We start from the raw sequence: 23,971 nt of genomic DNA on the forward strand, positions 1-23,971 counted from the left end.
CAGACCATTTCTCGCCTGCTTGTTCAATTGCTGATATTTAGCATCAGCAGCGTTGTATGCGGCGAATCATGACCTACTGCGTAGTAATAGCCGTTGTAACGGATTCTGCGTGGTTCAAAACCAACCTGTCTGTCCGTTCCTACCGCTTCCGAGACAAGCGTCACGCTTCCATCCACTCCAGTTGTCCCGCTAGTGTAACGCCCCGCCGCATAAGTAAATCTCCCCTCGACTTTCGCCCCCGCAAGTACCGCGCCTGTATCATAATCTCTGACCTTCAGAGTGATGGATACTCCTGATCCGCCATAGACCAGATTCATGTCCGTTACAATCATTGGCTTCAATGTGGTACTACCGGTTGTCGCAGACACTTCATCGGTGAGTGGCCCGATATTGCCACGCAAATCGCGGGCTGCAATACGGTAGTAATATGTCGTATCCGGCAGCAGTCCCTTGTCCTGGTAATTCAGGGCGCGGGCGAATCCGACGATATCTACAGCGGCAGGTGTGAAACCCTGCACGGTGCTCCGATATATCACATAGCGTTCCACTTCCATGTTATCCGAGGCCATTCCATAATTCAGATGTACAGTCTGATAATCAGTGGCCTCAATGGAAGGAATCCCTGAAAGGGCGGAAGGAGCTTCCTGGTCATCCGGCGCTGTCCAAACTACACCGCCTGGCCCCCAATAAGAAGGAAGTGCCCGGTAGGAATCATAGTGATGGACAGCAATACCGCCAAAGGCGCTGCTCTGCCCGTAAGCTGCATATACCTTATCCAGCTCGGCTTCCATGTGGATACGACCCTCCTCCCAGAAGGTAATGGTCTCCGGGTCTCCGCTATTGGCGATATCCAGCGTTTCCACACCAATCACCACGGAATTCGGCTTGCCGATCTGATCCGCATAAGCCAGCTCTCCAGTAGCCCCGGCAATAATGCCAGCGGAGCCATCCGCCGTATCCCGGTAATCCATAATGGAGATATAGTCTGATATATCCTGAACATGCTCAGACAGCCATTTGCTGGAGCCATTCCACACGATATTCGCTGCTTGGTCCGATGTGTCATACCACTTGGGCACAGCAGGGCCGAACGGAAGCCGAATACCTGCGGTATCCCGGCGACCAATCATCTTTTGCAAGCCATCCAGGTATTCCTTCTGCAAGAAATGACTTGAGTCTTTAAAGTCGGGAGAGATATAAGGCTCAATATCCACATTGATACCGTCAAACTTCTCCGTATCCCCCGCTGCAAGGTTGTAATTGATCACCTGCTCCATTTCCTGCACAGCATGATGGTGATATTTCTCGTAAGCGCCCATATAAGCCGGCGTAGTGCCGCCTGCAATTAACGCATGCACCTGCAAATTTTTGCTATGCGCCCAACTCACAAAAGAACGTAACTCCACTTCCTGCGCTTCCAGTGCATCGTATCCGGCATAACCACCCACCGCGAGATAAAGCGTCTGAACCGGTGTTTGGCCGAATGTCTGCGTATCGGTGATGAATGACTCCAGCACCTGACGCGATCCAGGGTTCAGCAGCAGCTTATAACTTTCCGGTTCCCAGATCCACATGGCGCGCTCCTGTACAGGAAGGGGAACGGCAGTCTCATGCGTCCCGGTTCCAACCTGAGCGTACACTGTTGGACTATAACCATAACGCTCCGGCGCACTGGCAGCTCTGGCCTCCAGACTGACCGTTCGATCGTCAAGTCCTGCCGTGTCCCAGGCGTATACATATGCAGAGCCTTGCTGAACAGCCTCTTCCCATGCCCCGCGGTTCACCCGAACCTCTACCTGTAAGATCGGCAGAGGCGAGCTGGTCTCGACAGAGACCTCCACCTGACCGCTAAGAGACACGCCCTCAGATGGCCCCGTGATGGTTACTTCGGGAACAGCACCTGCCGGGTTATTAACGGTAAGGGTGGCAGGCACGCCCCATACCCCGTATCGGGTGGACGTATCCAGTCCACGGACCACCAGTTCCACAGTCCCGTTATAGCCTGAGGTATCCAGCATATAAGACCAGGTGCCGCTGTCATCCCCATCCGGATCATTTAATACCACTTCGAATTGAGCCGTTCCGTCCACAAACAGCCGAATGTCATACAGGTCGGTATAACTGCCTCCAATTTCCACCAGCCCTCCATCCGACACATATCCGCCCGCAGGCGCGTCCATTGAAATTGAACCCGCCGCTTCTGCCTTGCCAGGGGCAGCTATTCCAATCGTCACCATACATATCAACAGAAACAATCCCAGTCTGAATCCGGAGTACACACGCAGATGCTGCTTTTTCATAAGCGAAGCCTCCTTTTGCCATTCTGTAATGGTCTAGGATTCCTTTGCCTTACATTCGCTCATTTCGCGCTCAGCTGAACATTCTGAACACGGTCATACGCTTCCTTATAGGTGTGCAGCAGCTTATCTACCCCAAGATTGTTGATTTCCTCCACATACTTTTCCCAATCCGCCAGATTCCGGGAGCCGGTAACAAATTTGGCAAAGCTCTCGTCACGGTGCTTCTTGATCGCCTGACCGGTAATGGATATGACTTCATTTTCTCCTTCTGTAAAAGCAGGTCTTGGCTGCATTGCAGGAGGATCATATTTGGCCGCTTCTTCATAGGCATGCTTCAGATCGTCCGAGAACAGCGACAAGTGGGCGTTAAAATCAATCCAAGTATAGGTCCCGCTGGTCTGAAGCCCTGTCTGCTTGCGCATTTCATTGACATCGTTATACTCCGGCTTGAACTTGATCGTATCGCCTTCCTTTATAAAGGTCTCGCCCTCTACACCCCAGCTGCTGAGCGTACGGCCTTCCTCGGAATAGAAAAAGTCCATGTACTTCATCACATCATCAATGTTTTTGGAGGTAGAGGCCACCGTCAATCCGCCTTCCATATAATGAAAATATGGGTTCAGTTGTTTGCCGCCTGAAATGCCTGCCGGAGGGGCCATAAACTGCATATTGAACTCCGGATTCTCCTGCTGCATGGCATTATTGAAAAAATCAATCCGGCTGATATAATCAATGGTCACGAATGATTTGCCGGTAGAGACCATATCCTGCCACTGCTTGGTTTGCAATGATAAGAAATCGGGTGGGACTAACCCTTCATCGTAAAAACTTTTCCACATCCCTACCATGGCCTTGTAGTTGTCTTCAGTCGGCCCATAACGCCATTCCTTCTGGTCAAAATCATAGTAGGCACCCTCACCGGTTCCGTAGTTCACCGTCATATTGGCATTCATCTCATCCGGGATCTCACCGTAGCGGATAGAGAGCGGATAACTGTCCGGGTATTTCTCCTTCAGCGTCTTCAGCGCCGCATGCAACTCTTCATAAGTTGTTGGAGCCTGAATGCCTTCCTTGTCAAAGACATCCTTGCGGTACATCCAGATCATGCGATTCGTCTCGCCGAATCCCTGATTAGGGAACATATACATTTTACCGTCGGCGGACAGGGCAGCCTTCGCCTCCTCGGGATATTGCTTCATCCACACCTTCAGATTCGGCATATTGTCCATATACTCCATCAGATCCACCAGCGCGCCCTGCTGACCAAACTTGTTCGAATCCTTGCGATTGGGCATATACATCAGATCAGGCAGCGTTTTGGAGGCAATCGCCAGGTTCAGGCTCTCATCCAGCTTGCCGGAAGGTGTCTGCACCTCCAGCGTGACGCCCGTCTTTTCCTTCAACCAGCTCCAAATGGGCCAGCTCTTGGAATAAGGGAACGTGGCATTGTTGTGCAGCAGGGCTGTGAAGGTCTTTTCTGCCCCGGTGGAGTTATCAGTTATTCCGGGGCTGTTTCCCTTGGTATCTGTTTGCAGGTCGGCACCATTGCCGCCGCTGCACCCTGCCACCATCGTTACTGCAATCAGCAGGGGAAGTATTACCGATTTCCATTTGCCCATAAGCTTCTCTCCCTTAATCTGAATTTGCGTTTAACCTTTGACCGCACCAACCATGGCTCCCTTGACGAAATACTTCTGTACAAACGGATAGATGACCAGAATCGGCAGGGTTGAGACCATGATGGTCGCATATTTGAGCGATTCCTCCACCACCAGATTATCTCCCCCAATGGATGTTACGTCGCCTGAGCTTGCGCTCCCGGCCAGTACGAGATTACGCAGCAGCACCTGGAGCGGAAACAAATCGGGAGACCTTAGATAGAGCAGCGGAAAGATAAAGTTGTTCCACATACCCACGGCATAGAAAAGGGCAATCGTGGCAAAGGATGCCTTGGACAGCGGCACAATAATACGAATGAAGATGCCAATATCGTTCAAACCGTCCATTCGGCCCGATTCCTCCAGCTCTTTGGGGATGCCTGAGAAGAACGTGCGCATCAGAATGAGGTTCCAGGTGCTGACTGCCCCCGGGAGAACCATGCCCCATATGGTGTCCACCAGATTCAGGGAACGGACCACCAGGAAGGTCGGAATCATCCCGCCGCTGAAGAACATCGTAATTACAATCAGGACGGTGAAGCTATTGCGTAGTGCCATGTCCTTTCTGGACAAAGCGTAGGCTCCGGTGGAGGTGACCACTAGCGAGATCAGTGTGCCAAGCACGGTATAAATGATCGTATTTCGGTAAGCCGTCCAGATTTGCGGATCGCCCAGCACCAATTTGTACATGCTCAGATTGAAGCCCTTGGGCCAGAAGGAAATATTGTTTTGGATGACGTTTACGTTGCTGCTGAGGGAAACCGCCAGCATATGAAGGAACGGATAAAGTGTAACCACCACAACGAACAGCAGGATCAGCGATGCCACTACGTTATACCAGGAAAATCGGATTGGTTTCACGCCACACCTCTTTCTACCATAGACTGGTCTCACTTAATCGGCGGCTGAGCCAGTTGGCCGTATAGATGAAGATCAGACTGATGACACCCATGAACAAATCAATGGACGCACCATAGCTGAAATTCCCCTGTACCATGCCTACCCTGTAGACATACGTGCTGATAATATCCGCCGTATCGTAGATCGCCGGATTCTGCATCAGGAAGACTTTCTCGAAGCCGATCTCCAGCACTTTGCCGATATTTAGAATCAGAGTAATGACGATCGCAGGAGATATACCGGGCAGTGTAACATGCCAGATTTTGCGCAATCGGCTTGCTCCGTCCATATCCGCGGCTTCATACAACTGCGGGTCGATGGCCGTCAGCGCGGCCAGATAAATAATGGTCTCCCAGCCGATATGCTGCCAGATTTCTGACAGGACGTAGATGCCCCGGAACAGCCCGGGCTCATTCATGAAATTGATCGGTCCAATGCCGATGCCTGCCAGCAAATTGTTAATTAGCCCTCCAGTTGGGGACAGAAACATAATCACCATACTCGCCACGATTACATTCGAGATGAAATGCGGCAGATAGCTGACCGTCTGTACAAAACGCTTGAATGCTGCCCTTCGTATCTCATTCAGCAGAATGGCCAGCAAGATCGGGGCCGGAAAGCCGAACACCAGCTTATACAGTCCCAGCAGAAACGTATTCTTCATCAGCGGCCAAAAGTCGGGATTCTCCAGAAACATCCGGTAGTATTTGAATCCCACCCAATCACTGGCCCAAATTCCTTTAAACAGATTGTAATCCTTGAACGTGATGACCAGACCAAACATCGGCGCATAGCGGAAGATCAAATAATACAGGAGGCATGGCAGGAATAGCAGCCATAGCGCCTTGTTCCTGTTCCAGGTTCTGATCAAACGCGACTTCCGCCGAGGCGGCCGGTGCGCTTCTTTTTGCAGTGTGCGTTGTGTTACGCTAGCATCAGTCATCGGCATGCCCCCTCTTGCTTAGATGAATTAAATCGACTTGTATGTCAGCTAACTTACCCTAGAGTTCCGGGGTTCGTCTCCGAATTATAGCTATAATTCTTTAGAAAGCGCTATCTACATGTTATATAACTTTTCGCCTATACTCCTTTTTTCCAGATATCCGCGTATAATTCAGTAAAAGTGCATATTGTTTGTGTCAGCTTTATGCCGTTATGATAAGATTAACCACTCGATCCGAGGCTGTACTCAAGGGGGAATGTCATAATGAAGGGACTGTCCCAAGACACAATTCTAGCCTCACTCAATCGGATACTGGACAGCCAGCATGAGCATTATGTACAGTACCGATTACAACGAAAAATCGAAGAAGTGGAGGCGTGACATCAGCAAGATCAATAATTGGATTTAAGAGGAAGATGGCGGTACGTGGCAAATGCTCGGCGGTCAGGATGCTTACGTTACTCATATGAGAGCAAACCAACCACCGAAGTCGTTTATGAAACGAAACTCCATCACTACAAATGCGCAGACTGCACGGATTGTCCGCTGAAAAGGCAGTGTAAGAAGGCCGTATCTCATCCGTTCACCGGATGTAGAGCCGGGAAGTGGGTTTGTCGCAACTGAAAAACGTGAAACGGGACAGTGGGTACCACTTGTACATGCGAGCCATGCCCTTTCGTTGACGACATATTAATATATGTGCCCGTTAAACCATTGAGGACAACAATCCAATTGCTACGGGGAAACGAGTAAGAGCGATAATGCCGTATCGGAAGGGGTTGGAGGTTGGTTACGGTTTTGCCTGTACAAAGCAAAAAAAACAGCAGAAAAAGAGCCGTAATGGGCTCTTATATGTAAATTCAATCAGTTAATTTTTCTACCCATTCACTGTTATTCCAGATATCAGGATTGTTAATAGTTTGAATTTTTCCACGTACAGTGGAATCATAACTATCCTTACTACTAGTATACCAATCAACAATAACTAACTTTCCATTCAAACTTTGCACAAGAAATTCAGTTGGTTCAGCGAAGTTACCTATATCCTTATGAACACGTGCATCTAATTTCAAATAAAAAAAGCTCTTATCCCCTCCAACATACTCTACTTGTCTAGCACCAATATCAACGCTTGTCACCTGATTATAAGTGAGCTTGTTCTTAAGGAATAAATCATATTGAGATGAAACTTTTTTTTGCGTATATTGTTTAAGGTTTTCGTTATCGATATAAGTGTCCAAATCAATGTCCGAGCCGTTCCAAATCGCCTTATAATATTCAGAGAGAGCTTCTGTACACATTTTATAAGCCGTTTCAAAATCCCAAGCAGATAGATCACTTTCGTTCTGAGTTAAAAATTCTGGGGATCCTTTTGATAAATCCCCTTTCGTACTCGGCGAAATTTCAGTGTTATTAGCATCCTTCACATTAATATCTCCTACAACAACAGAAATGTTATCTTCGTTGGTACTAGTATTAGCCTGTTCGCATGCACTAAGGGTAAATAAAATCACTAATAACAGGTAAGCACGTTTCATTGCATTTCCTCCAGTGAAAATATTGTTCAACTCCTGTAATTAAGCAGGGGAAGTTCTTTTTGAAACACAACACTTCAAACAAAGATTGGAGAGGAGCACCCTCTCTTGCTTAGAAGATTGTAAATTGACTTGAATGTGAGGTAACTTCCCTTATAAATCTGCTGTCCATCTCCACATTATACCAGTTTTCATAAGGAAAGCGCTATCTACATGTTATATAACTTTTCGCCTTTACTCCTTTTTTCCAGATATCCGCGTATAATTCAGTAAAAGTGCATATTGTTTGTGTCAGCTTTATGCCGCTATGATAAGATTAACCACTCGATCCGGGGCTGTACTCAAGGGGGAATGTCATAATGAAGGGACTGCTTACAAGCAAATTTGCGCTGAATGGACTGTTTGTCAAGCTAATGCTGAGCTTCCTCAGTGTCATCCTGATTTTGGCTTCATTTAATCTGTTCTCCCATCTGTACTTAAGCAACAAGGTCTATCAGGAGATGGTCAGACAAAATGAACTGGGCCTTGCACAGACCGTTGAAGGGTATGAGAATCACTTCCGCCTGACCCAGAACATGATTCTGGCCCTCACTCAATCGGATACCTGGACAGCCAACCTGGGCATTTTGAGCCACATTAAGGAGAACCGCCGTTACGATATTCCCGCAGAGGTGAAGTCGGACCTCTCCACGCTATACGCCAATCCTTTTCTGCATATCGACAATTTCATTCTTTATTTCAAACAAGAAGACTATGTATTGGAGAAGGAAGGTCTTAGCAGTGCCAGCGATATGTTCGGTAAATATTATTATAGTAAAGAATATCCTCCGGATTACTGGAAAACGCAAACGATGAACAACCAGTTCCTGAAAGTAATGCCTGCCGCAGCTTTTACGGAAAATACCCTTCACTCATCCCGCTCCCTCGGTCAACTGATGCCGGTCATGATGAAAGCCATTCCTTACGAAGATGTGTACGGCATCGTTATGCTGGATCCACAGCGTATGCAGGACACATATGGCGATGCCGCTAATAATCCGTTCTTCATTCTGGACAACGAGGGACGCCTGCTTTTTACCACGATGGAGGGGGAACTGCAGAATCCGCAGCTACCTTCAGACGGAAGCAAACATGAACGCATTGGGGATCAGTATTACTTCTATGAAAAAGGTAAACAAACCGGGTTTACTTATGTCCGGGTCACCCAGGCCGCGGTAATCGCCGCGGAAATGCGAGGCATGCAGCTGCTGCTGGCTTTCCTGCTTGGCGCTGCTGTACTGATTAGCGTGCTCTCCTCCCTGTTTTTCAGCTTACGATTAAACCAGCCGCTCCAGCGCCTTATTGCTGCTCTGGACCGAAATCCGGACAGCGGGCCTAACAAATGGAGCAGTGTAAAAGAATTCGCTATGATCGGCGACCGCCTGAGCTCTATTTTGGAAAATAACCGTTACATTCAGAGTGATCTTGCGCAGAAGAACTCTCTCGTGCGCCAGTATGCTTATATCCATAAAGTAAAAAATATACCGCTCAGCTCCTATCTGGCGGAGCTTGAGGATACCCAGCAATCCGAGCAGCCCTATGTCTCCATTCTGTTCAAGGTGGGCTTCAAATCCCAGCCGGATGAATTCGGGCAGCATACCCTATTATTATGGAAGCTGATTCAGAGCCTGTTCACCAGTAGCAAAACCAATAGTGTTGCGATTCAGCCCGAGCAGGACCAACTGCTCCTGCTGCTGTTCAATCCAGGTCCACAGAGTGGTATTCTTCAAGCGCTCGATACACTGAAGGAGTTGCTGGCTGTCGAGGAAACCCTTTATCTGACCATCGCGGTAAGTCCGGTGTATTCCGGAGAAATTCCATTTACCGATGCGTACAGCAATCTGTCCATGCTGTTGAAAGAGCGCAGGCTGAATGGGGAGACTCAGGTTATTGTGGAACCGCGGGCTTCTTCGTCAAATGCCTTCCATGTGAAGGTAACCTATGGGGAGGAACTGCACAACCTGCTGCAATCCGGCAATGAAGAGGCCGTATTCGCTTGGCTGGATCGCCAGCTGGAGCAACTGCAGCACAAGGATGCGGCCGCAGAAGACTTCCGCACATTTGCAATCGGCGCAGTAGAACAGATCAGCAAGACGGTGATGAAGCTGAATTTGACACACATCGAATCCGAGCTTCGCTCTTCTCCTCCGGGAGAGGCATTTGCTGGTTTTCATTCCATGCAGCAGTACAGGGAATGGCTTCAGGCGTTGGCTCAACCGGTACTTGCGGCAGTACGCAGCCAGCTGGAAACGCGTGATCCGGTTATCACCTTTGTACTGGACTATCTGGATCATAATTATGGGGAAGATATTAATTTGAATATTGTCGCCGACAAGTTGAATTTAACATCGGGGTACCTCTCCAGTATTTTCAAGGAAAAGACTAACATCAACTTCAGCGAATATCTGAACAATCTGCGGGTTGAGCGGGCCAAGGAACTGCTTGTCAATGTAGATCTGCGAATTCAGGACATTGCGACACAGGTCGGCTATCAAAATGTGAACTCTTTCATCCGCATGTTCAAGCGTCGGTACGGGCAAACCCCCGGAGAATACCGCAAGCGTCATGCGGGTGATGAGCCATTCATCTCCTCCAGCCATGGTTAGCCAGGCGTGAGCGGGCAAGGACCGAGGATTGTAAATACACAAACGCCCGCTTCGGAGGCGGGCATTTGTGTATTGTTACATTAGAATTTTGGACAGGTGCACAAGAGCCATCGAAGGAATTCGCTGTTCTTCAGGAATCTGCTCATAGATCAGGTGCTCCTTCCCCGATTCAATCAATTGTTTGCGCATAGCAGCAATACGACCTTTGCTGTGATCGACAAAGCGAAAATCCACCTGTCGCAAACTTTGCATTTCAGTCAAACGCTCGAAAGCCTCTGCCTTGATCCCCTTATGTATCTCTTTCAGTTCCAGCACCTCCAATTGATCCGCAGTCCACAGGTTCTCAATCTCTTGCAGGGACTTCATGAAATCCAGTTCAAGCTGCCGCAGATTCTTCATGTGCGAGAAGTCGCACAGCCGCTCGATTTTGGGCAGTGACAGGTGCAGAAAGACCAGATGATGTAATGCCCCCACTACAGCGATCTCGGTCAGATTCTTTACGGACGATAATCTCAGCATACGGATATTCGATTCAGCCAGTACTTCGAGTGAGCCAGCCAATGTACAATGATCGATAGCCAAATACTCAATAAATGGCAAGTCTACAACAAAATCAAGCTGATCAATGTCACAGTTGAGGACGAGGGTACTCAACCGAATGCAGTCCTCAATCGGCGAGAGATCAGAAAATTTCCCGCTAAGTGCGAGGTAATTTAAGTATTTGTAATTTCGGATGAAGTCCAGGTTTTGCTTTTTGGGTGAGCGAATGTTCAGAAACTCCATCTTTTGTAACGCACTCAGTACATTCAAATCCTGTGGTTGCCTGATATCCAGCTGCAAAGCGGTGACATACTTTAAACCGGCGAGTGTCTCCAGAAACTCTTCTGAATACCGCCCCTTCACATCTACGTTGGATACATTTAAAATCAAATCTGGTCGTTTGGCAAACACATGTTCATCCAGTTTTCGCAGATCATGCATCTCGTCTAGCCCTACAACAAAGCTTATCGTAGCCCTATTCCGCAGTTGTACGATAGCCTTGTCCATTTTATCCTCGTTCCAGGGAACTCCACTCATTGAAGCGGCCCACGGTTCGTTCATTATTGGTCACCCTCCAATTCTCTGATACTTATCCATGTCTATCTTTCCTTTAATTGTAAATCAAGAAGAGTGTATTGAGAAGTCGGATATTCGATTGCAATACTGTATTCTGTACTCGGTAACAACTGGTGTATTCATGAAAATGGGAAAGAGATAATCTTTTAAAATCCATAATGTTACATCTAAAGAACATTTATCCGATATAAAGAGATATCTATTTGAAAGAGGGGTGAAAACTGATGAATAGTTCATTAATAGGTCCTGGAACAGGACTTATTGCCATTGCTGCGGGTGTATTGATGATTGCTACTTCCAAAAACGAAAAGCGGATAGAAAACAGCTTCATCTACAAACACGGCTTTAAACCAGGCTACGAAGATAAAGCTCGCAGAACATCAATACGGGCGAATCGCGTCGCAGGGGTCGGTTTGATTCTGATTGGTCTAGCTGCGATCGGAATTATCTAATACCTGTTAGAAGCTTGAAAGCTCATTTCGTGGTTACTTATCACCTGAAAACTCTGCTATAATACCTCCAAGTGTTATTCCCCTAGGGGAGATCAGGATGGAGGATAATCATCATGAAGTTTGCTAAACGTATGGAACACTTCAGTGAAGGGATATTCACCCGTTTGCTGGAAATCAAGAGGCAGCGGCTGGAGAACGGAGAACCTGTCATTGATCTAAGTGTAGGCACACCCAATATTCCCCCGGCCCAGCATATCATGACGGCTTTATGCGAGGCAGCAGCAGATGCTTCAAACTATACATATGCTGTAAATGATCAGAGCGAATTGCTGCAAGCAGTCAGTGAATGGTACAAGCGCCGTTACCATGTTGAACTGAACCCGAAAACCCAAATTTGCTCCTTGCTTGGATCACAGGAAGGTCTTGCCCACATTTCTTTGGCGATCGTTGATGAAGGAGATCTGGTCCTTGTACCCGATCCTTGTTATCCGGTCTTTGCTGATGGACCTCTACTTGCAGGAGCCGAGCTGTATTATATGCCCCAAAAAGAAGAACACGGGTATGTTATTCAACTTCAGGACATTCCTGAAGCTGTTGCGCGCAAAGCGAAATTCATGCTTGTATCCTATCCCAACAATCCCACTACAGCGATGGCACCCGATCAGTTCTATCTCGATCTGATTGAGTTTGCCAAGAAATATGACATTATCGTTCTTCATGACAATGCATACAGCGAGCTGGTGTTCGATGGGAAAACGTGCGGAAGTTTCCTTGCCTATCCCGGCGCGATGGATGTTGGCATTGAATTCAACTCGTTATCCAAAACCTATGGATTGGCCGGGGCGAGGATCGGATTTTGTGTGGGGAACCCGGATATCGTATCCGTACTTAAGAAGTTGAAATCCAACATGGATTACGGCATGTTTCTTCCGATTCAGAAGGCAGCCATTGCTGCAATCACAGGGGATCAGAGCGAAGTTGAGCGGGTCAGAGATATCTACGAGGAGCGCAGAGACGTTCTGTGCGAAGGATTCACCAACCTCGGTTGGCATATCGCCAAACCCGAAGCCACCATGTTCATCTGGAGTCGGATACCAGACCATTATAATACCTCAGAACAGTTTGCCATGGATCTGATTACACGAGCGGGTGTAATCGTAACGCCCGGGAGTGCCTTCGGCCCTTCGGGTCAAGGATATGTGAGACTCGCTTTGGTTCAGGATAAAGAGACGTTGCAGCAAGCGATCATATCGGTAGATGACAGTGGGATTTTAAGAAAAAACAACTAATTTATAACACGAACGAAAAAAGCACTTTATAAGAAAATATCCCCTCTAGGTAAGCAGTGAGAAAAGAGAACATGTCTACATGAACTCAACACTGAAAACCAGAGGGGATTTTTTTATTTAGGATCGAATGTTTAGGCCGATTTGCGCCAGTTGGAGCGATACATTAAATAGAGGAAATACGGCGTTCCAATGATCGCAATCAACAACCCAGATGGAATCTCGGTTGGTGCCATAACGGTCCTTCCGATCGTATCCGCTAGCACCAGCATCACTGCACCGACCAAAGCCGACAGAAACATCGACCGTCTTAATTTGTTTCCCGTCAACAGACGGACCATATGTGGAGCGATTAGCCCGATAAAACCAACCGTTCCCACACAAGCCACTGCACCTGCAGCAAGCAGAACTCCAACGGTCATAGCCAGCAGACGCGTCCGACGAACGCTCAAGCCAAGGCCTGACGCACTATTATCGTCGAATACCAACAGTTCGAATCTTCGCGCCAGCCACCACGCAAGCGGGATCAAAATCAACAGGAATACCCCAATGATCTTCACTTGATCCCACGTGCGTGCATAGGTACTCCCTGTCAGCCAGATAAAGCCGCTACTGCCGTATACAGCGCCGCGAACGATGAGAACCTGAATGCCTGCGCCTGCAATTGCAGACATGGCGATACCCAGCAATACAACTGCAGAAGGATTGAGACCCTTCTTCCAGGACAAGGAGAATACGATTGTTGCAGCGATCCCTGCGCCGACAATCGCCGCTATAGGCAGCAAGAACACCGGAAGACCAGGCCATAGGATGATGACCATCATGGCACCCAATCCTGCGCCTGACGACACGCCCACGATGGACGCGTCAGCCAGCGGGTTGCGAACGGCCATCTGAATAAGTACACCGCTGATCGCCAGCGCAGCACCTGCACCTGCGGCGACAAGGGTACGCGGAATGCGAAGCTGAATAATGGCCGAGTATATCCCATCCGATTGAAACAGGCTTGGCAGAATATCAGCCATTGGAATACGCATTCCGCCAAACATCGTGCTGAGCAGGACCAATGCTAACGTTAGTACAGTAAAAATAATAGCGATAGGGCCGAATGCCCAGCGACGCGAACGTGCTCCTGTGCTCATTGAGGTAGACATGCCTGACCCATTCGCTGCCTTCATGCGTGTAAGTACAAGCCAGATCAGCCATGGTGCACCAATGATCGCCATCACGGCCCCCGTCGGCAACTCCAAACTGGAATTATGAACCATCTTGGCAAGTACGTCTGCACCGACCAGCAGTGCTGCACCCCACAAGAAAACTCCAGGCAATAGCAATCGGTTGGAACGAATTCCACTCAATCGAACCAGATGAGGTGCCACCAAACCCACAAATCCAATTGGCCCAATTACACTGACAATTACCGCAGCCAGCAACACAGCAATAATCAACCCAGTGGCACGGGCCATGCCTACTTTTTGCCCGAGTGAGGAAGCAGTTGATTCATCCAGTTCCAACATATCCCACTGCCGGGACAAAACCAGAGCAACAATCGTAATTCCAATGACCCAAGGCCATACGTAAATTACACCGCTCCAGTCATTCTGAACAAGCGTTCCTGATCCCCATAGAAATAATGCCTGAGTCTCCTGAGAGAAGAAAATGTGCAGCGCGCTTGTAAAAGAACCAAGTACCATCGATACAATCATGCCGGACAGTGCAAGTCGCACCGGACTTGACGTTCTCCCCCCGCCCATGAAGTACGCTGCGGCAGCTGCCAGTAATCCACCGAGTACGGCGAAAAGGAAAGGCGATTGCTGCATCAAGCCTGGGAAAAAAATCGTTCCCAACACCACGACAAAATAGGCCCCCGCATTGATGCCGAGTGTGTCCGACGCCGCCAGCGGATTGCGTGTAATGGTTTGTAACAACGAACCGGCAACAGCAAGCGCCCCTCCGGCGAGTATACCGATTACCGTTCGCGGCATGCGCAGATCCCAGATCATATTATGTTCCAGTGTGTCCTGCCTGCCTATAAGTGAATCCACAACCGTATGGAGTGGAATTGAAGCTTCTCCATAACACAAGCTTACAAAAAAAAGCACGATGAGAGCGGTTAGACCGCCCCCATAAATGCTTATTGTGCGCCAGTTAAACACTGGTCGGGAATGTTGGACCGAACTCATTGGGTAATCGCTCCCACAACCCCGTCAACCAGAGCTTTGGACGAGATAGGTCCACCGAACGTCCATGTTGTGCTATCCAGTTGATAGGTGCGTTTATCTTTGACAAAATTCAGGCCTTTCCATACCGAATTGTCCTTCATCGCTGTGCCAAAAACGTCATCATCCGGTTGCGTGATGTAGATGAAGTTACTGTCCTGAACAGCAGGCAGGGATTCAATACCCACCGTTGAGAAGCCATATCCTTCAAGCTTGTCCGGCTGCCAGTCGTTAATCAGCCCAACCTTCGCCAACGTGCCAATTACGACAGCGTTATCGGTAAACATGCGAAGACTTGCTGCATTTTGATACGTAAATGCTTGTGTCAGTACATAATGGAATTCCGATTTGTCCGCAGCAGCGAGTTTTTCTTTGGCTTCTGCATAATGCTGATCGAGTTCATCGAGTACCTTCTTCGCTTGGTCTTCTTTCCCAAGAGCAACCGCGATATTGTTGAACGTTTCCGTCATTTTGTCATAATTGTACCCGTCACCCGTATACAGATCATATTCAAGCGTTGGTGCAATGGCATTGAGCTGATCATAGATATTCGAATTTGAATTGGCGATAATAAGATCCGGCTTCAAAGCTGCAATCGCCTCCAGATTAGGTTCGTCACGTGTTCCAACATCTGTTACCGTATCATCCAGAGCTGCTTCGGGAGTCACATAAACTTTATAGTTGGCGTTGTCTGCACTACCTACCGGCTGAACACCCAGTGCAACTACATCTTCTGTATATGTCCATTCTAGCGTAACAACTCTCTTAGCTGGTTTATCCAGTTTGAGCTCTCCACCACTATGCTTAACTGTAACAGGACCTGCTGTCTCTTCAGTCGGCGTGCTGCCGGAAGAGGCATTTTCATTTGTATCTGTTGTGCTGCTGGCCTTACCGCAACCTGTCAGAGCAAGCGCCAAAACCGTCAGCAGTAAAAATCCGTTTAAGCTTTTTTTCATATCCTACTTCTCCCCTATTTATATGTATTTATATGATAACAATTATCATTATCACTAATGGATTATCCCGTAGGATTGCGATTTTGTCAATTCAAAAGAGTTATTATTTTCATTTGCAAAATCTTCCCTGTCATCGCATGAACAGAAAAAAATGAAAGAACCCGCATTCAAGGCGGGCCCGGATCACATGGAGTGTTTTGAAATGATGATAGAATGCACCGTACGATGATTTAACTCAACTGCATCGTTGTGATGCACGTATTATCTTCTTCATATGTAGATAGCTGTGTCTCTGCAACCTTTCCATCATGCACCACACGAATGAGGTATGACTTGTCTCGGGCTAACCAAAAATCCATAAAACCGTTGGAGCCGGCCTTCATCTCAGTATCTTTCATGAGCGTATTCCCTTCGGAGTCATGGATGGTCACAATGAACTTCTTATTTTTCATTTCGCCCTGACATCCGGTCAGGCTATGAATTGCACAGGGATGTGTCTGTTCCACATAGGGTGCAATGGAAAGGAAAAACTCCTTTTCAGGCAAGTCGTAGGTTGTCGTTTGGTTACCTTTATCCGTTACGATTAACTGGGTGGCATTAATGGATGCCGATTCCGGTGTCTCCTTGCCTGTACTGATATCTTCTACCAATTTCTTGATATTGGGTGCTTCGGCGTTATCTGCTTCTTCTGTCCCCACATTGTTTACAATAAGGAAGGCCCCCAACACAATTACAACCACTAAGCCAGCAATGATCCACATTTGTTTTTTCATCTGGAGTTCATCTCCTCGTCCGTTTTGGTTTATTATAAAGGAGAACGAACCATCATGGACTGAAAGCCCATGTAATTCACCATTTATTCACATATTTGTATGCTTCATTCGCATCATGTTAGATGTATCATTGATCAGCAAAGGAGGATGTGTATAATGCATAAATCCCTATCTATACCCGACATGGACCGCAGAGTCCACAGATCCAAACAGGCCCTGAAAGCCTCACTGTTAGAATGGATGTCGCGCAAGCCGTTCGAGAGTATTACCATCACCGATATCGTGAAATTGGCCGATGTGAACCGCAGTACCTTTTACAAACATTATGTATACAGAGAAGACTTGCTCAATGAAATTTTGAAAGACGTGATGGCAGATCTGATCTTCGCCTACCGTGCTCCTTACCAGCACTACCGGGATTTCGGAATCATGGACCTGAGCGCTTCTGCTATCAAAATTTTCGACCATGTTCTTGGCCATGCCACCTTTTATGCCTTGCTGGTTAACACAAACATGCTCTCGGGTTTTCGGGATACACTCTATGAGACACTCAAAAATCTGTATCTGGAGGATGTAACCGATATGTCGCCAGACCCCCGAGTGAACAAGGAGCTCCTTGCCTGTTATCAGGCCAATGCTGTTCTTGGTTTAATTACAGGATGGGTGCAAAGCAACTTTAAATACAGCGCCTCCTATATGGCGGAGCAGCTGCTGGAATTTACACGCATGAATCGCTCCCATGAAGTTTACCGTTCGAATCTGAATCCATCATTGAATGAAATGGAAAGAGGCACCGTCTCTCATGACAACTGAGAAACCAGTACCTCTTTGAATGCTTCGATCACTTTGCTGTTAGTTGCTGATCCAGCCACCATCCACTGGCAGCTCCACACCCGTGATGAATTTGGATTCATCCGAAGCTAAGAACAAGTAGGCATAGGCGATATCCATGGAATCTCCGGCATGCGGAGGCAGTGGGGCGAGATTTTTGTAATGCTCTCCCATCTCCACTTGGGACTTGATGCCCGCTTTTTCCACCATGCCGGTAAACACAGCCCCTGGATGTACAGAGTTCACTCGAATGTTATCTTTGGCGAACCACTGTGCACCATGTTTGGTCAGTGAACGCACAGATCCCTTGGAAGCACTGTATGCTGCGCCCTGAGCATCGGCAATTCCGCCAATGATGGCAGCGATGGAGGACGTATTTACGATGGAGCCTTGTCCATTTTGCTGCATATAGGGGATAACCGCCTTCATTCCCAGCCATACACCTGTACCGTTAATGGACATGACCTTGTCCCAATCTTCCAATTCTGCTTCCAGAATGCCTTTGGCGATGTGAATGCCGGCATTGTTGACCAGAATATCAATTTTGCCATAGTTTGCGATGGTTTCTTCCACAACTGCATTCCATGATTCCGGACTGGATACATCCAGCTTTAATGCAATCGCTTCGCCGCCGTCAGCTACGATCTGTTTCACTTGTTCCTGCAAAGCGTCAATCGCTACATCGGTAGCAACTACCTTCGCTCCTTCTCTGGCAAACAATTGAGCCCCAGCCAATCCCATACCGCTTGCCGCTCCGGTTATAATTGCAACTTTTCCAGTTAATCTGCCCATGTCCAATCATCCTTTCCAAATGAAGATGGATGCTCCATTAAGACACATCCGACCTTGTTGACACCTTTAGTATACGGATGAAATGAAAGCTCTTTCAATCAGCAAACGAGCAGGCTTTTGTAGGATAACCGATAGTCGAGTACGGCTTTGTTCATTCCCTGTAAGTTATCCCACAGATGAAGGGTTATTTGTTGTTTTAACATCGAGGTGCTCCTTCTGCATCTTGGTGACATGGTAAACCTATCATGGCTTGTCCCTGTGCAATTCTATATAATAACCATAAATTATGGAAATCATTTTGAACATTTGAATCCATTATAAGTGTCTAACTTATTCTAGCTTGAGGATCAGGAGGGATTTTCATTGAAATGGCACCGTGTACATAAAGAAAAACCTAATACTATACATTCCATCGACTGGAACGGATTGGTCCCGAAACATATCGCAATTATGATGGATGGAAATGGAAGATGGGCGACGAGAAGAGGGTTACCTCGAAGTGCCGGGCACTATGCAGGAATGCAGACGATGCGGGAAACGATAAGCATGTGCCACAAAAACGGGATTGCTTCGCTCACTCTTTACGCCTTCTCTACGGAAAACTGGAAAAGACCTAAGGAAGAGGTCGACTACATCATTAGTCTGGTGGTCGAATTTGTACAGGATACAACCGTTCAGGAACTGAATCAGAATAATATCAAAGTTAATTTTATTGGTGATATCTCAAAATTCCCAGAAGAAACACAGGAAGCGATGCGCAAAGTGGTGGAACTAACCCAAACGAACAGCGGGATGGCTGTTTATTTTGCGATGAATTATGGAGGTAAAAACGATATTGTGCAAGCCATCAAAACATACATTGAAGAAAACAATCAAGAAAACAAAGAAACCTCGGAAATCTCCGAGGCGGAATTCGAAAAGTTTTTGTATACCGGACTAAATCCTGCCCCCGATCTGCTAATCCGAACCAGTGGGGAGAAACGGTTAAGCAATTTTCTATTATGGCAAGCCGCTTATTCCGAGCTCTGGTTTACGGATGTGATGTGGCCGGATTTCAACGAACAATTGTTATATGAATCCATTCTGGATTATCAGCAGCGCAAACAAAGAGCTTTAGACGATGTAACACAGTAATACCAACTTTGTTTCTGCCGATCCTCAGCTTAAATGAGCTTTTAACCAGGAATGGATAATAGGGAGAACGGTACTGGGCTGCATGGCTTTGGTGTGATCCATATCCGCTCCCTTGATTATTTCGACGGTCCAGCCGAGGTTTTCAAGAATTGGTTTATTGTTTTGCAGTTGTCCAGCGATATCCACCGTCACACTGCCAAATTTCTCACCATATACAATCGTATCTTTCTCTCCTGCAAAAGCCAATCTGGGGATATTCAACTGAGTTTGAATACGTTGGTCATCGAAATCAATTAAACCTTGATACAAGGTCGCAAATTGTTTCGTTTGAGCCGGGTCGATCTTTAACTCCACGTTGTCCCAATCTAATTGATCCGGGCTCAATTCTTCTGCTTTCATTAGAGCTTCTGCTGAGTGTATATCTCCCGATTCTTCATGCTGCCTCAATGCTCCCTCATATGTCATTGTGGTCACTATTCGCATTTCCTCATATGGCCCCTCGTATGGCGGGAATCCTCCCATAATGAGACTTTCCATGCGGTCGGTCCGAAGGGCGAGCTGCAACCCGACGAGGGCCAACCAGGAGTATCCATAGTAACTAAATCGATTCACATTCATCTGATCTGCAATTCGTAACAAATCCTGAGCGATATATTCGGGCGTAAAATGTTCCGGATGGGGATGTGCCATATAGTGGCCTTCATAATCAAAATGCAGGATCTGAAATTCATCGGAAAGTCCGTCGATAAACTTTGCACCCAATTCAGGATCAACACCCCATAACTTTAGGGTTTCGGCTTCTTGTCCGGTTACGGACTTTTTGGCTATGGGCAGCATAATGACGTTACGATCTTGCGCTACCGTCAGACCCACTTCAAGCTGCGAGCCATTCAACAATGTAATCATTTTCTGCAATTGAACCAGTCCTTTACTGTTGATATCCTCAGTGTATAACATGGATGCAATCTTTCGGTTTTCATTATAAAATGTGGATAAAATATGGACTTTGGCGGGTTGTATGTTAGTGTAGCACTTGAAGGTTTTACTTGAAGTACGAGGAGAGGTAGCATGAACCGAGCATATACACCTGGGCAGATTGCCACAAGGCTGGATGTAAGTACAACTACACTGCGACGCTATGAAAAGGAGAACCTGATTCCTAACGTTCCACGGACCGCCAGCAATCACAGGTACTATACCCCTGTTCATCTTCAGGCGTTCGTTGCTATTCGTTTATTATTGAAAGGGTACGAGATTCCCGTTGTATATGAGGTTATGAGAAAAGTAAAACAGGGCGATACGATTGATGCCCTCTGGCTTATGAACCAGCAGCTGTACAACAGCCAACTGGAAAAGCAACGAGTGGAAGACATATGGAAGATGGTACAACAGGTGGATTTTGCTAACGATCGAAAGGTTGGAACGACAGAGGCGATGACGATTGGAAAAGCCGCCGAAGCAGCTGGGGTCAACACTTCTGCTATCAGGCATTGGGAAACCGAAGGCTTAATTTGCTCGGAAAGAGACCCTAACAACGGTTATCGAATGTATACCCGAGCTGAATTAAGAAAGATATTGGTCATTAGCAGTTTAAGAAAATCTGTCTACTACATTGAACATATGAAAGAGCTTCTGAACACCGTCGGCACGCAGGATTATACACAGATTAATAAAGCCTTCCAGCTGGCCCTGCAAAAGCTTAACAGTCAACTGTCCCTACAATTTGCAGGCGTGAAGGAACTTATGACATATATTGAATTACATCAGGCACAGGGGTAACTTATTGGTTAGTTGACTTCCATTGAGCTATCCACTCTATGTTGTTGGGCATTTTGTTATCCTTTCTGTGGTTGAAGAATCCATAATTTTAAGTGTTACTACATCAAAAATATATTACATTGAAGTCTTGTTATTACTCTACAATACACGAAAACCCGCACCATCAGGTACGGGCTTTTCATAGTTTATGCGTGTTTCCGCTCCTTTCCTATCATCCAATAGGTGAGGACACCTGACACACAGAAGGAAATAATCAAACCAACGCAGGCATGTAACAGATTCAGGCTCTCTTCTTCCATAAATAGCGGAATTTCCAGCAGACTTCCGTACCCACCCAATGAAACTGCTTTGACGGACAACAGCCCGAAATACAGTCCTCCTGCAGCACCGCCCAGCAATGCTGAATAAAAAGAGGCCCTCTTTCTCATATTGACCGCATACATCGCAGGCTCTGGAGTACCTAATAAAGCAGTTCCTGTTGCCCAGAAAGCCAGCTTCCTGAATTCCCGCTGTTTGCTTCTTAGCCCAGTAGCGAGTGAAGCTCCTGCTTGTGCAACGAAGGCAACCAACATGACAGGGATAATGAGGGAGAAACCATTCACCATCAATTCATTGATTATCAAAGGTAAAAGCCAGTAATGTAATCCAGCGATCATCATTAGGGAATAAACCGCTCCCAGCAGCATAATTGCTACAATCGGGGCATCATTCAGTAGTGAATCCACCACATCTGGTAACTGCTGATCAATCCAAGTACCAATTGGACCAAGTATCATTAGAACCAGTGGAACGAGAATCAGAAACGTCAACAATGGAGCAAGAATTCCTTTGAAGGCTCTTGGGCTTATTTGCTCAACGACTTTTTCCAGATAGGACGCCGCATTTATCGTCAAAATCACCCAAATGGAAGCTGAAAAAAAGATCGCTTGTGACACAATGGGTACTCCCATAAAGTGAACATCCTCTTCACCTGACAGTAAAGCGGTCATTTGCGGGTAGAACATTAGTCCGCCAATCGCTGTGGCAACATAAACATTGCTTTTTAACCGATAGGCTGTACTGATGGCTACCAGGATTGGCAACAGATAATACACACTATCTCCAATGGATTTAAATATCAGGAATGTCTGACTGTCCATCAACGAGGAGGAGTCTGTAGAACTGTAAACGTTAAACAACGTAATGATGGCTAGCACAATCTTGAGCACTGCCGCTCCCAGGATGGCGGGCATCAGAGGCCTGAACACATCGGAAATAAAATATAACAATGATTTTTTACTGGTACGCCTTGTTTCTGGGAGTGCGTCCCCTTCTGTTTTCCCTACTCCCATGGCCAGTAGCGTATGGTATAGTTGGGAAAATTCGTCCTCAATTGTTATGTAGCATTGATCACCTGTTATACGAATATCTGCGTCAAAATAAGGCACTGACATATTTACGCCTGTACGGTTACGCAATATCAGCGTAGTGGTATTCACGTCATGCTGCACAAGACGAATATTTTCCTGTCCTCCTGCGAGATTCAAGAGTTGTTCGATGCTACTGTCACTCATATGTACCTTCTCCTTATGCTGCGGTAATCCCGAGTTTTAAGATGTGCTCCTATCTATATACACATTTCCATGAAAAAACTTCAATAGGATAAAAAAACTAATTCCCCTTTTATTTCATGATTTTTGTGCAAGGTATAATGACCTAATTCAAGCAAAAAAGCAAAGAGCCTACTTACTGTGTAGGCTCCCGTTCAACTTATTTAAGAATCATTTCCCCCGTACTCACCACTAACATCTAATGTTTCAGATAGCCGTACGCGTCATCACTCACCGCAACTTAGGACAATGCCAGCATGGCGTTATGTCTATGTTGCCTTTCAAATGAATATTTCTTCAGGGCCGGCCAAGTACCTTTTAGATGATCTGTTTATGAGCTTCACAACTATATTAACCTTGTAATTTATCTTCCAAGACTATCATCCAAGCCATCACTTGATCCTCAGCATATCCTGTCGAATAGCGCATTCTGTCATAGACAGTTTGTGAAAAATCTAAGGAGGAATCATAGATGGTTAAACAAGTTTCTATCTCCCAAACTTACCCTCGATTAACCGTGTACAGTGAAGAGAATTTCAGAGGTCTCCGAAGAGTGTATCGTGGCAACCTCGGAATTGCCGATATTGACGCCGTTCTGACAGGGATCGAAAGTTTGAAATTTTTCTCAACAAATCCAAACGCCACACTCGTGTTATTTGATCGTTCACGTTTTCGTGACAATTTCGTTGTATTGCGGGGCAATCGAATCATTCGTGAACTGGATGACTTCTTGCGCAGAGGTGATGTGGAATCCCTCATTGCTTCCAATCAGCGGTTAACACTAGCACAGATTCGCGAAATTAGAAGAACCGGCGAGCTTCCTCCCGGCTACAGATTAATCTAATTTGTTAGATTCACCGACGTTATTTCATTGAACATTTCAGTGATGCATGTCTTGTATGTGCATCACTGAAAATAAAAAAAATTATAAATAGGCATATCTGGACTCCTTATGAAAAATACTGTGTACATAAAAAATAATGAAATGGAACGATTCTATATTTTGCCCGTAAGGGTAATACAAGTGAAGCACATTGAAATCTATGATCCAAGGAGCTGGTCA

General features: G+C 46.7%; 19 protein-coding genes. 7 read left to right on the forward strand and 12 right to left on the reverse strand.

The genetic code is table 11. The annotated features are described in order from the left end of the window. Positions 1 to 23 precede the first annotated feature (23 nt). From ACDJ58_RS21480 to ACDJ58_RS21500, 5 genes are all read right to left on the reverse strand, one after another. A complete protein-coding gene (locus tag ACDJ58_RS21480) occupies positions 24 to 2,300 on the reverse strand; it encodes an Ig-like domain-containing protein (RefSeq protein ID WP_413372811.1) in 2,277 nt (758 codons plus the stop codon). Positions 2,301 to 2,359: 59 nt separating this feature from the next. Then, positions 2,360 to 3,919: an extracellular solute-binding protein gene (locus tag ACDJ58_RS21485; protein WP_413372813.1), complete on the reverse strand. Its 1,560-nt coding sequence runs from the start codon at positions 3,917 to 3,919 to the stop codon at positions 2,360 to 2,362. Between the two features lie 30 nt (positions 3,920 to 3,949). Beyond that, a complete protein-coding gene (locus ACDJ58_RS21490; protein ID WP_413372815.1) occupies positions 3,950 to 4,819 on the reverse strand; it encodes a carbohydrate ABC transporter permease in 870 nt (289 codons plus the stop codon). A gap of 13 nt (positions 4,820 to 4,832) precedes the next feature. Further along, the gene (locus ACDJ58_RS21495) at positions 4,833 to 5,801 is read right to left on the reverse strand and encodes an ABC transporter permease (RefSeq protein WP_413372816.1); all 969 of its coding nucleotides are present in this window, start codon (positions 5,799 to 5,801) and stop codon (positions 4,833 to 4,835) included. 860 nt (positions 5,802 to 6,661) lie between these two features. Then, positions 6,662 to 7,339, reverse strand: coding sequence for a hypothetical protein (locus ACDJ58_RS21500; protein ID WP_413372819.1), 678 nt, complete (start codon positions 7,337 to 7,339; stop codon positions 6,662 to 6,664). Positions 7,340 to 7,695: 356 nt separating this feature from the next. On the opposite strand from ACDJ58_RS21500, the gene ACDJ58_RS21505 reads away from it, so the two are divergent. Beyond that, positions 7,696 to 9,981: a helix-turn-helix domain-containing protein gene (locus tag ACDJ58_RS21505; RefSeq protein ID WP_413372820.1), complete on the forward strand. Its 2,286-nt coding sequence runs from the start codon at positions 7,696 to 7,698 to the stop codon at positions 9,979 to 9,981. 75 nt (positions 9,982 to 10,056) lie between these two features. Here ACDJ58_RS21505 and ACDJ58_RS21510 read toward each other — a convergent pair whose 3' ends face one another. Then, complete coding sequence (locus tag ACDJ58_RS21510) at positions 10,057 to 11,082, reverse strand: hypothetical protein (RefSeq protein WP_413372821.1); 1,026 nt, start codon at positions 11,080 to 11,082, stop codon at positions 10,057 to 10,059. Between the two features lie 239 nt (positions 11,083 to 11,321). Here ACDJ58_RS21510 and ACDJ58_RS21515 point away from each other — a divergent pair, with 239 nt between their 5' ends. Both ACDJ58_RS21515 and ACDJ58_RS21520 read left to right on the forward strand, forming a co-directional pair. Next, positions 11,322 to 11,549, forward strand: a complete 228-nt coding sequence (locus tag ACDJ58_RS21515) for a hypothetical protein (protein WP_413372822.1) — start codon at positions 11,322 to 11,324, stop codon at positions 11,547 to 11,549. 113 nt (positions 11,550 to 11,662) lie between these two features. Then, positions 11,663 to 12,838 (forward strand): aminotransferase class I/II-fold pyridoxal phosphate-dependent enzyme, encoded by a 1,176-nt coding sequence (locus ACDJ58_RS21520; protein WP_413372824.1) that lies wholly within the window; start codon positions 11,663 to 11,665, stop codon positions 12,836 to 12,838. Positions 12,839 to 12,969: 131 nt separating this feature from the next. On the opposite strand, the gene ACDJ58_RS21525 is transcribed toward ACDJ58_RS21520, so the two are convergent. The 3 genes from ACDJ58_RS21525 to ACDJ58_RS21535 all read right to left on the reverse strand — a co-directional run bounded on the left by ACDJ58_RS21525 (position 12,970) and on the right by ACDJ58_RS21535 (position 16,783). Further along, positions 12,970 to 15,018 carry an iron ABC transporter permease gene (locus ACDJ58_RS21525; protein WP_413372825.1) on the reverse strand — a complete coding sequence of 683 codons (2,049 nt, stop codon included), beginning with the start codon at positions 15,016 to 15,018 and terminating at the stop codon, positions 12,970 to 12,972. Then, a complete protein-coding gene (locus tag ACDJ58_RS21530) occupies positions 15,015 to 16,010 on the reverse strand; it encodes an ABC transporter substrate-binding protein (RefSeq protein ID WP_413372826.1) in 996 nt (331 codons plus the stop codon). The genes ACDJ58_RS21525 and ACDJ58_RS21530 overlap by 4 nt, the downstream gene beginning before the upstream one ends. Positions 16,011 to 16,240: 230 nt before the next feature. Then, the gene (locus ACDJ58_RS21535; protein ID WP_413372827.1) at positions 16,241 to 16,783 is read right to left on the reverse strand and encodes a CueP family metal-binding protein; all 543 of its coding nucleotides are present in this window, start codon (positions 16,781 to 16,783) and stop codon (positions 16,241 to 16,243) included. 156 nt (positions 16,784 to 16,939) lie between these two features. Between ACDJ58_RS21535 and ACDJ58_RS21540 the strand changes: the two genes are divergently transcribed. Further along, positions 16,940 to 17,596, forward strand: a complete 657-nt coding sequence (locus tag ACDJ58_RS21540; protein WP_413372828.1) for a TetR/AcrR family transcriptional regulator C-terminal domain-containing protein — start codon at positions 16,940 to 16,942, stop codon at positions 17,594 to 17,596. A gap of 39 nt (positions 17,597 to 17,635) precedes the next feature. Here the strand turns inward: ACDJ58_RS21540 and ACDJ58_RS21545 are convergent, their stop codons facing one another. Further along, entirely contained in the window at positions 17,636 to 18,406 is a 771-nt protein-coding gene (locus ACDJ58_RS21545) for an SDR family NAD(P)-dependent oxidoreductase (RefSeq protein WP_413372829.1), read from the reverse strand. Between the two features lie 363 nt (positions 18,407 to 18,769). Between ACDJ58_RS21545 and ACDJ58_RS21550 the strand changes: the two genes are divergently transcribed. Further along, the gene (locus ACDJ58_RS21550; RefSeq protein WP_413372830.1) at positions 18,770 to 19,540 is read left to right on the forward strand and encodes an isoprenyl transferase; all 771 of its coding nucleotides are present in this window, start codon (positions 18,770 to 18,772) and stop codon (positions 19,538 to 19,540) included. 24 nt (positions 19,541 to 19,564) lie between these two features. On the opposite strand, the gene ACDJ58_RS21555 is transcribed toward ACDJ58_RS21550, so the two are convergent. After that, entirely contained in the window at positions 19,565 to 20,497 is a 933-nt protein-coding gene (locus ACDJ58_RS21555; RefSeq protein WP_413372831.1) for an alpha/beta hydrolase, read from the reverse strand. Between the two features lie 111 nt (positions 20,498 to 20,608). On the opposite strand from ACDJ58_RS21555, the gene ACDJ58_RS21560 reads away from it, so the two are divergent. Beyond that, positions 20,609 to 21,319 (forward strand): MerR family transcriptional regulator, encoded by a 711-nt coding sequence (locus ACDJ58_RS21560; RefSeq protein ID WP_413372832.1) that lies wholly within the window; start codon positions 20,609 to 20,611, stop codon positions 21,317 to 21,319. A gap of 185 nt (positions 21,320 to 21,504) precedes the next feature. Here the strand turns inward: ACDJ58_RS21560 and ACDJ58_RS21565 are convergent, their stop codons facing one another. Further along, entirely contained in the window at positions 21,505 to 22,872 is a 1,368-nt protein-coding gene (locus ACDJ58_RS21565; RefSeq protein ID WP_413372833.1) for a PTS transporter subunit EIIC, read from the reverse strand. 508 nt (positions 22,873 to 23,380) lie between these two features. On the opposite strand from ACDJ58_RS21565, the gene ACDJ58_RS21570 reads away from it, so the two are divergent. Beyond that, entirely contained in the window at positions 23,381 to 23,752 is a 372-nt protein-coding gene (locus tag ACDJ58_RS21570) for a hypothetical protein (RefSeq protein ID WP_413372834.1), read from the forward strand. Positions 23,753 to 23,971 lie beyond the last annotated feature (219 nt).

It is taken from the genome of Paenibacillus taichungensis, assembly GCF_047302525.1.
Taxonomy (GTDB): Bacteria; Bacillota; Bacilli; order Paenibacillales; family Paenibacillaceae; genus Paenibacillus; species Paenibacillus taichungensis_B.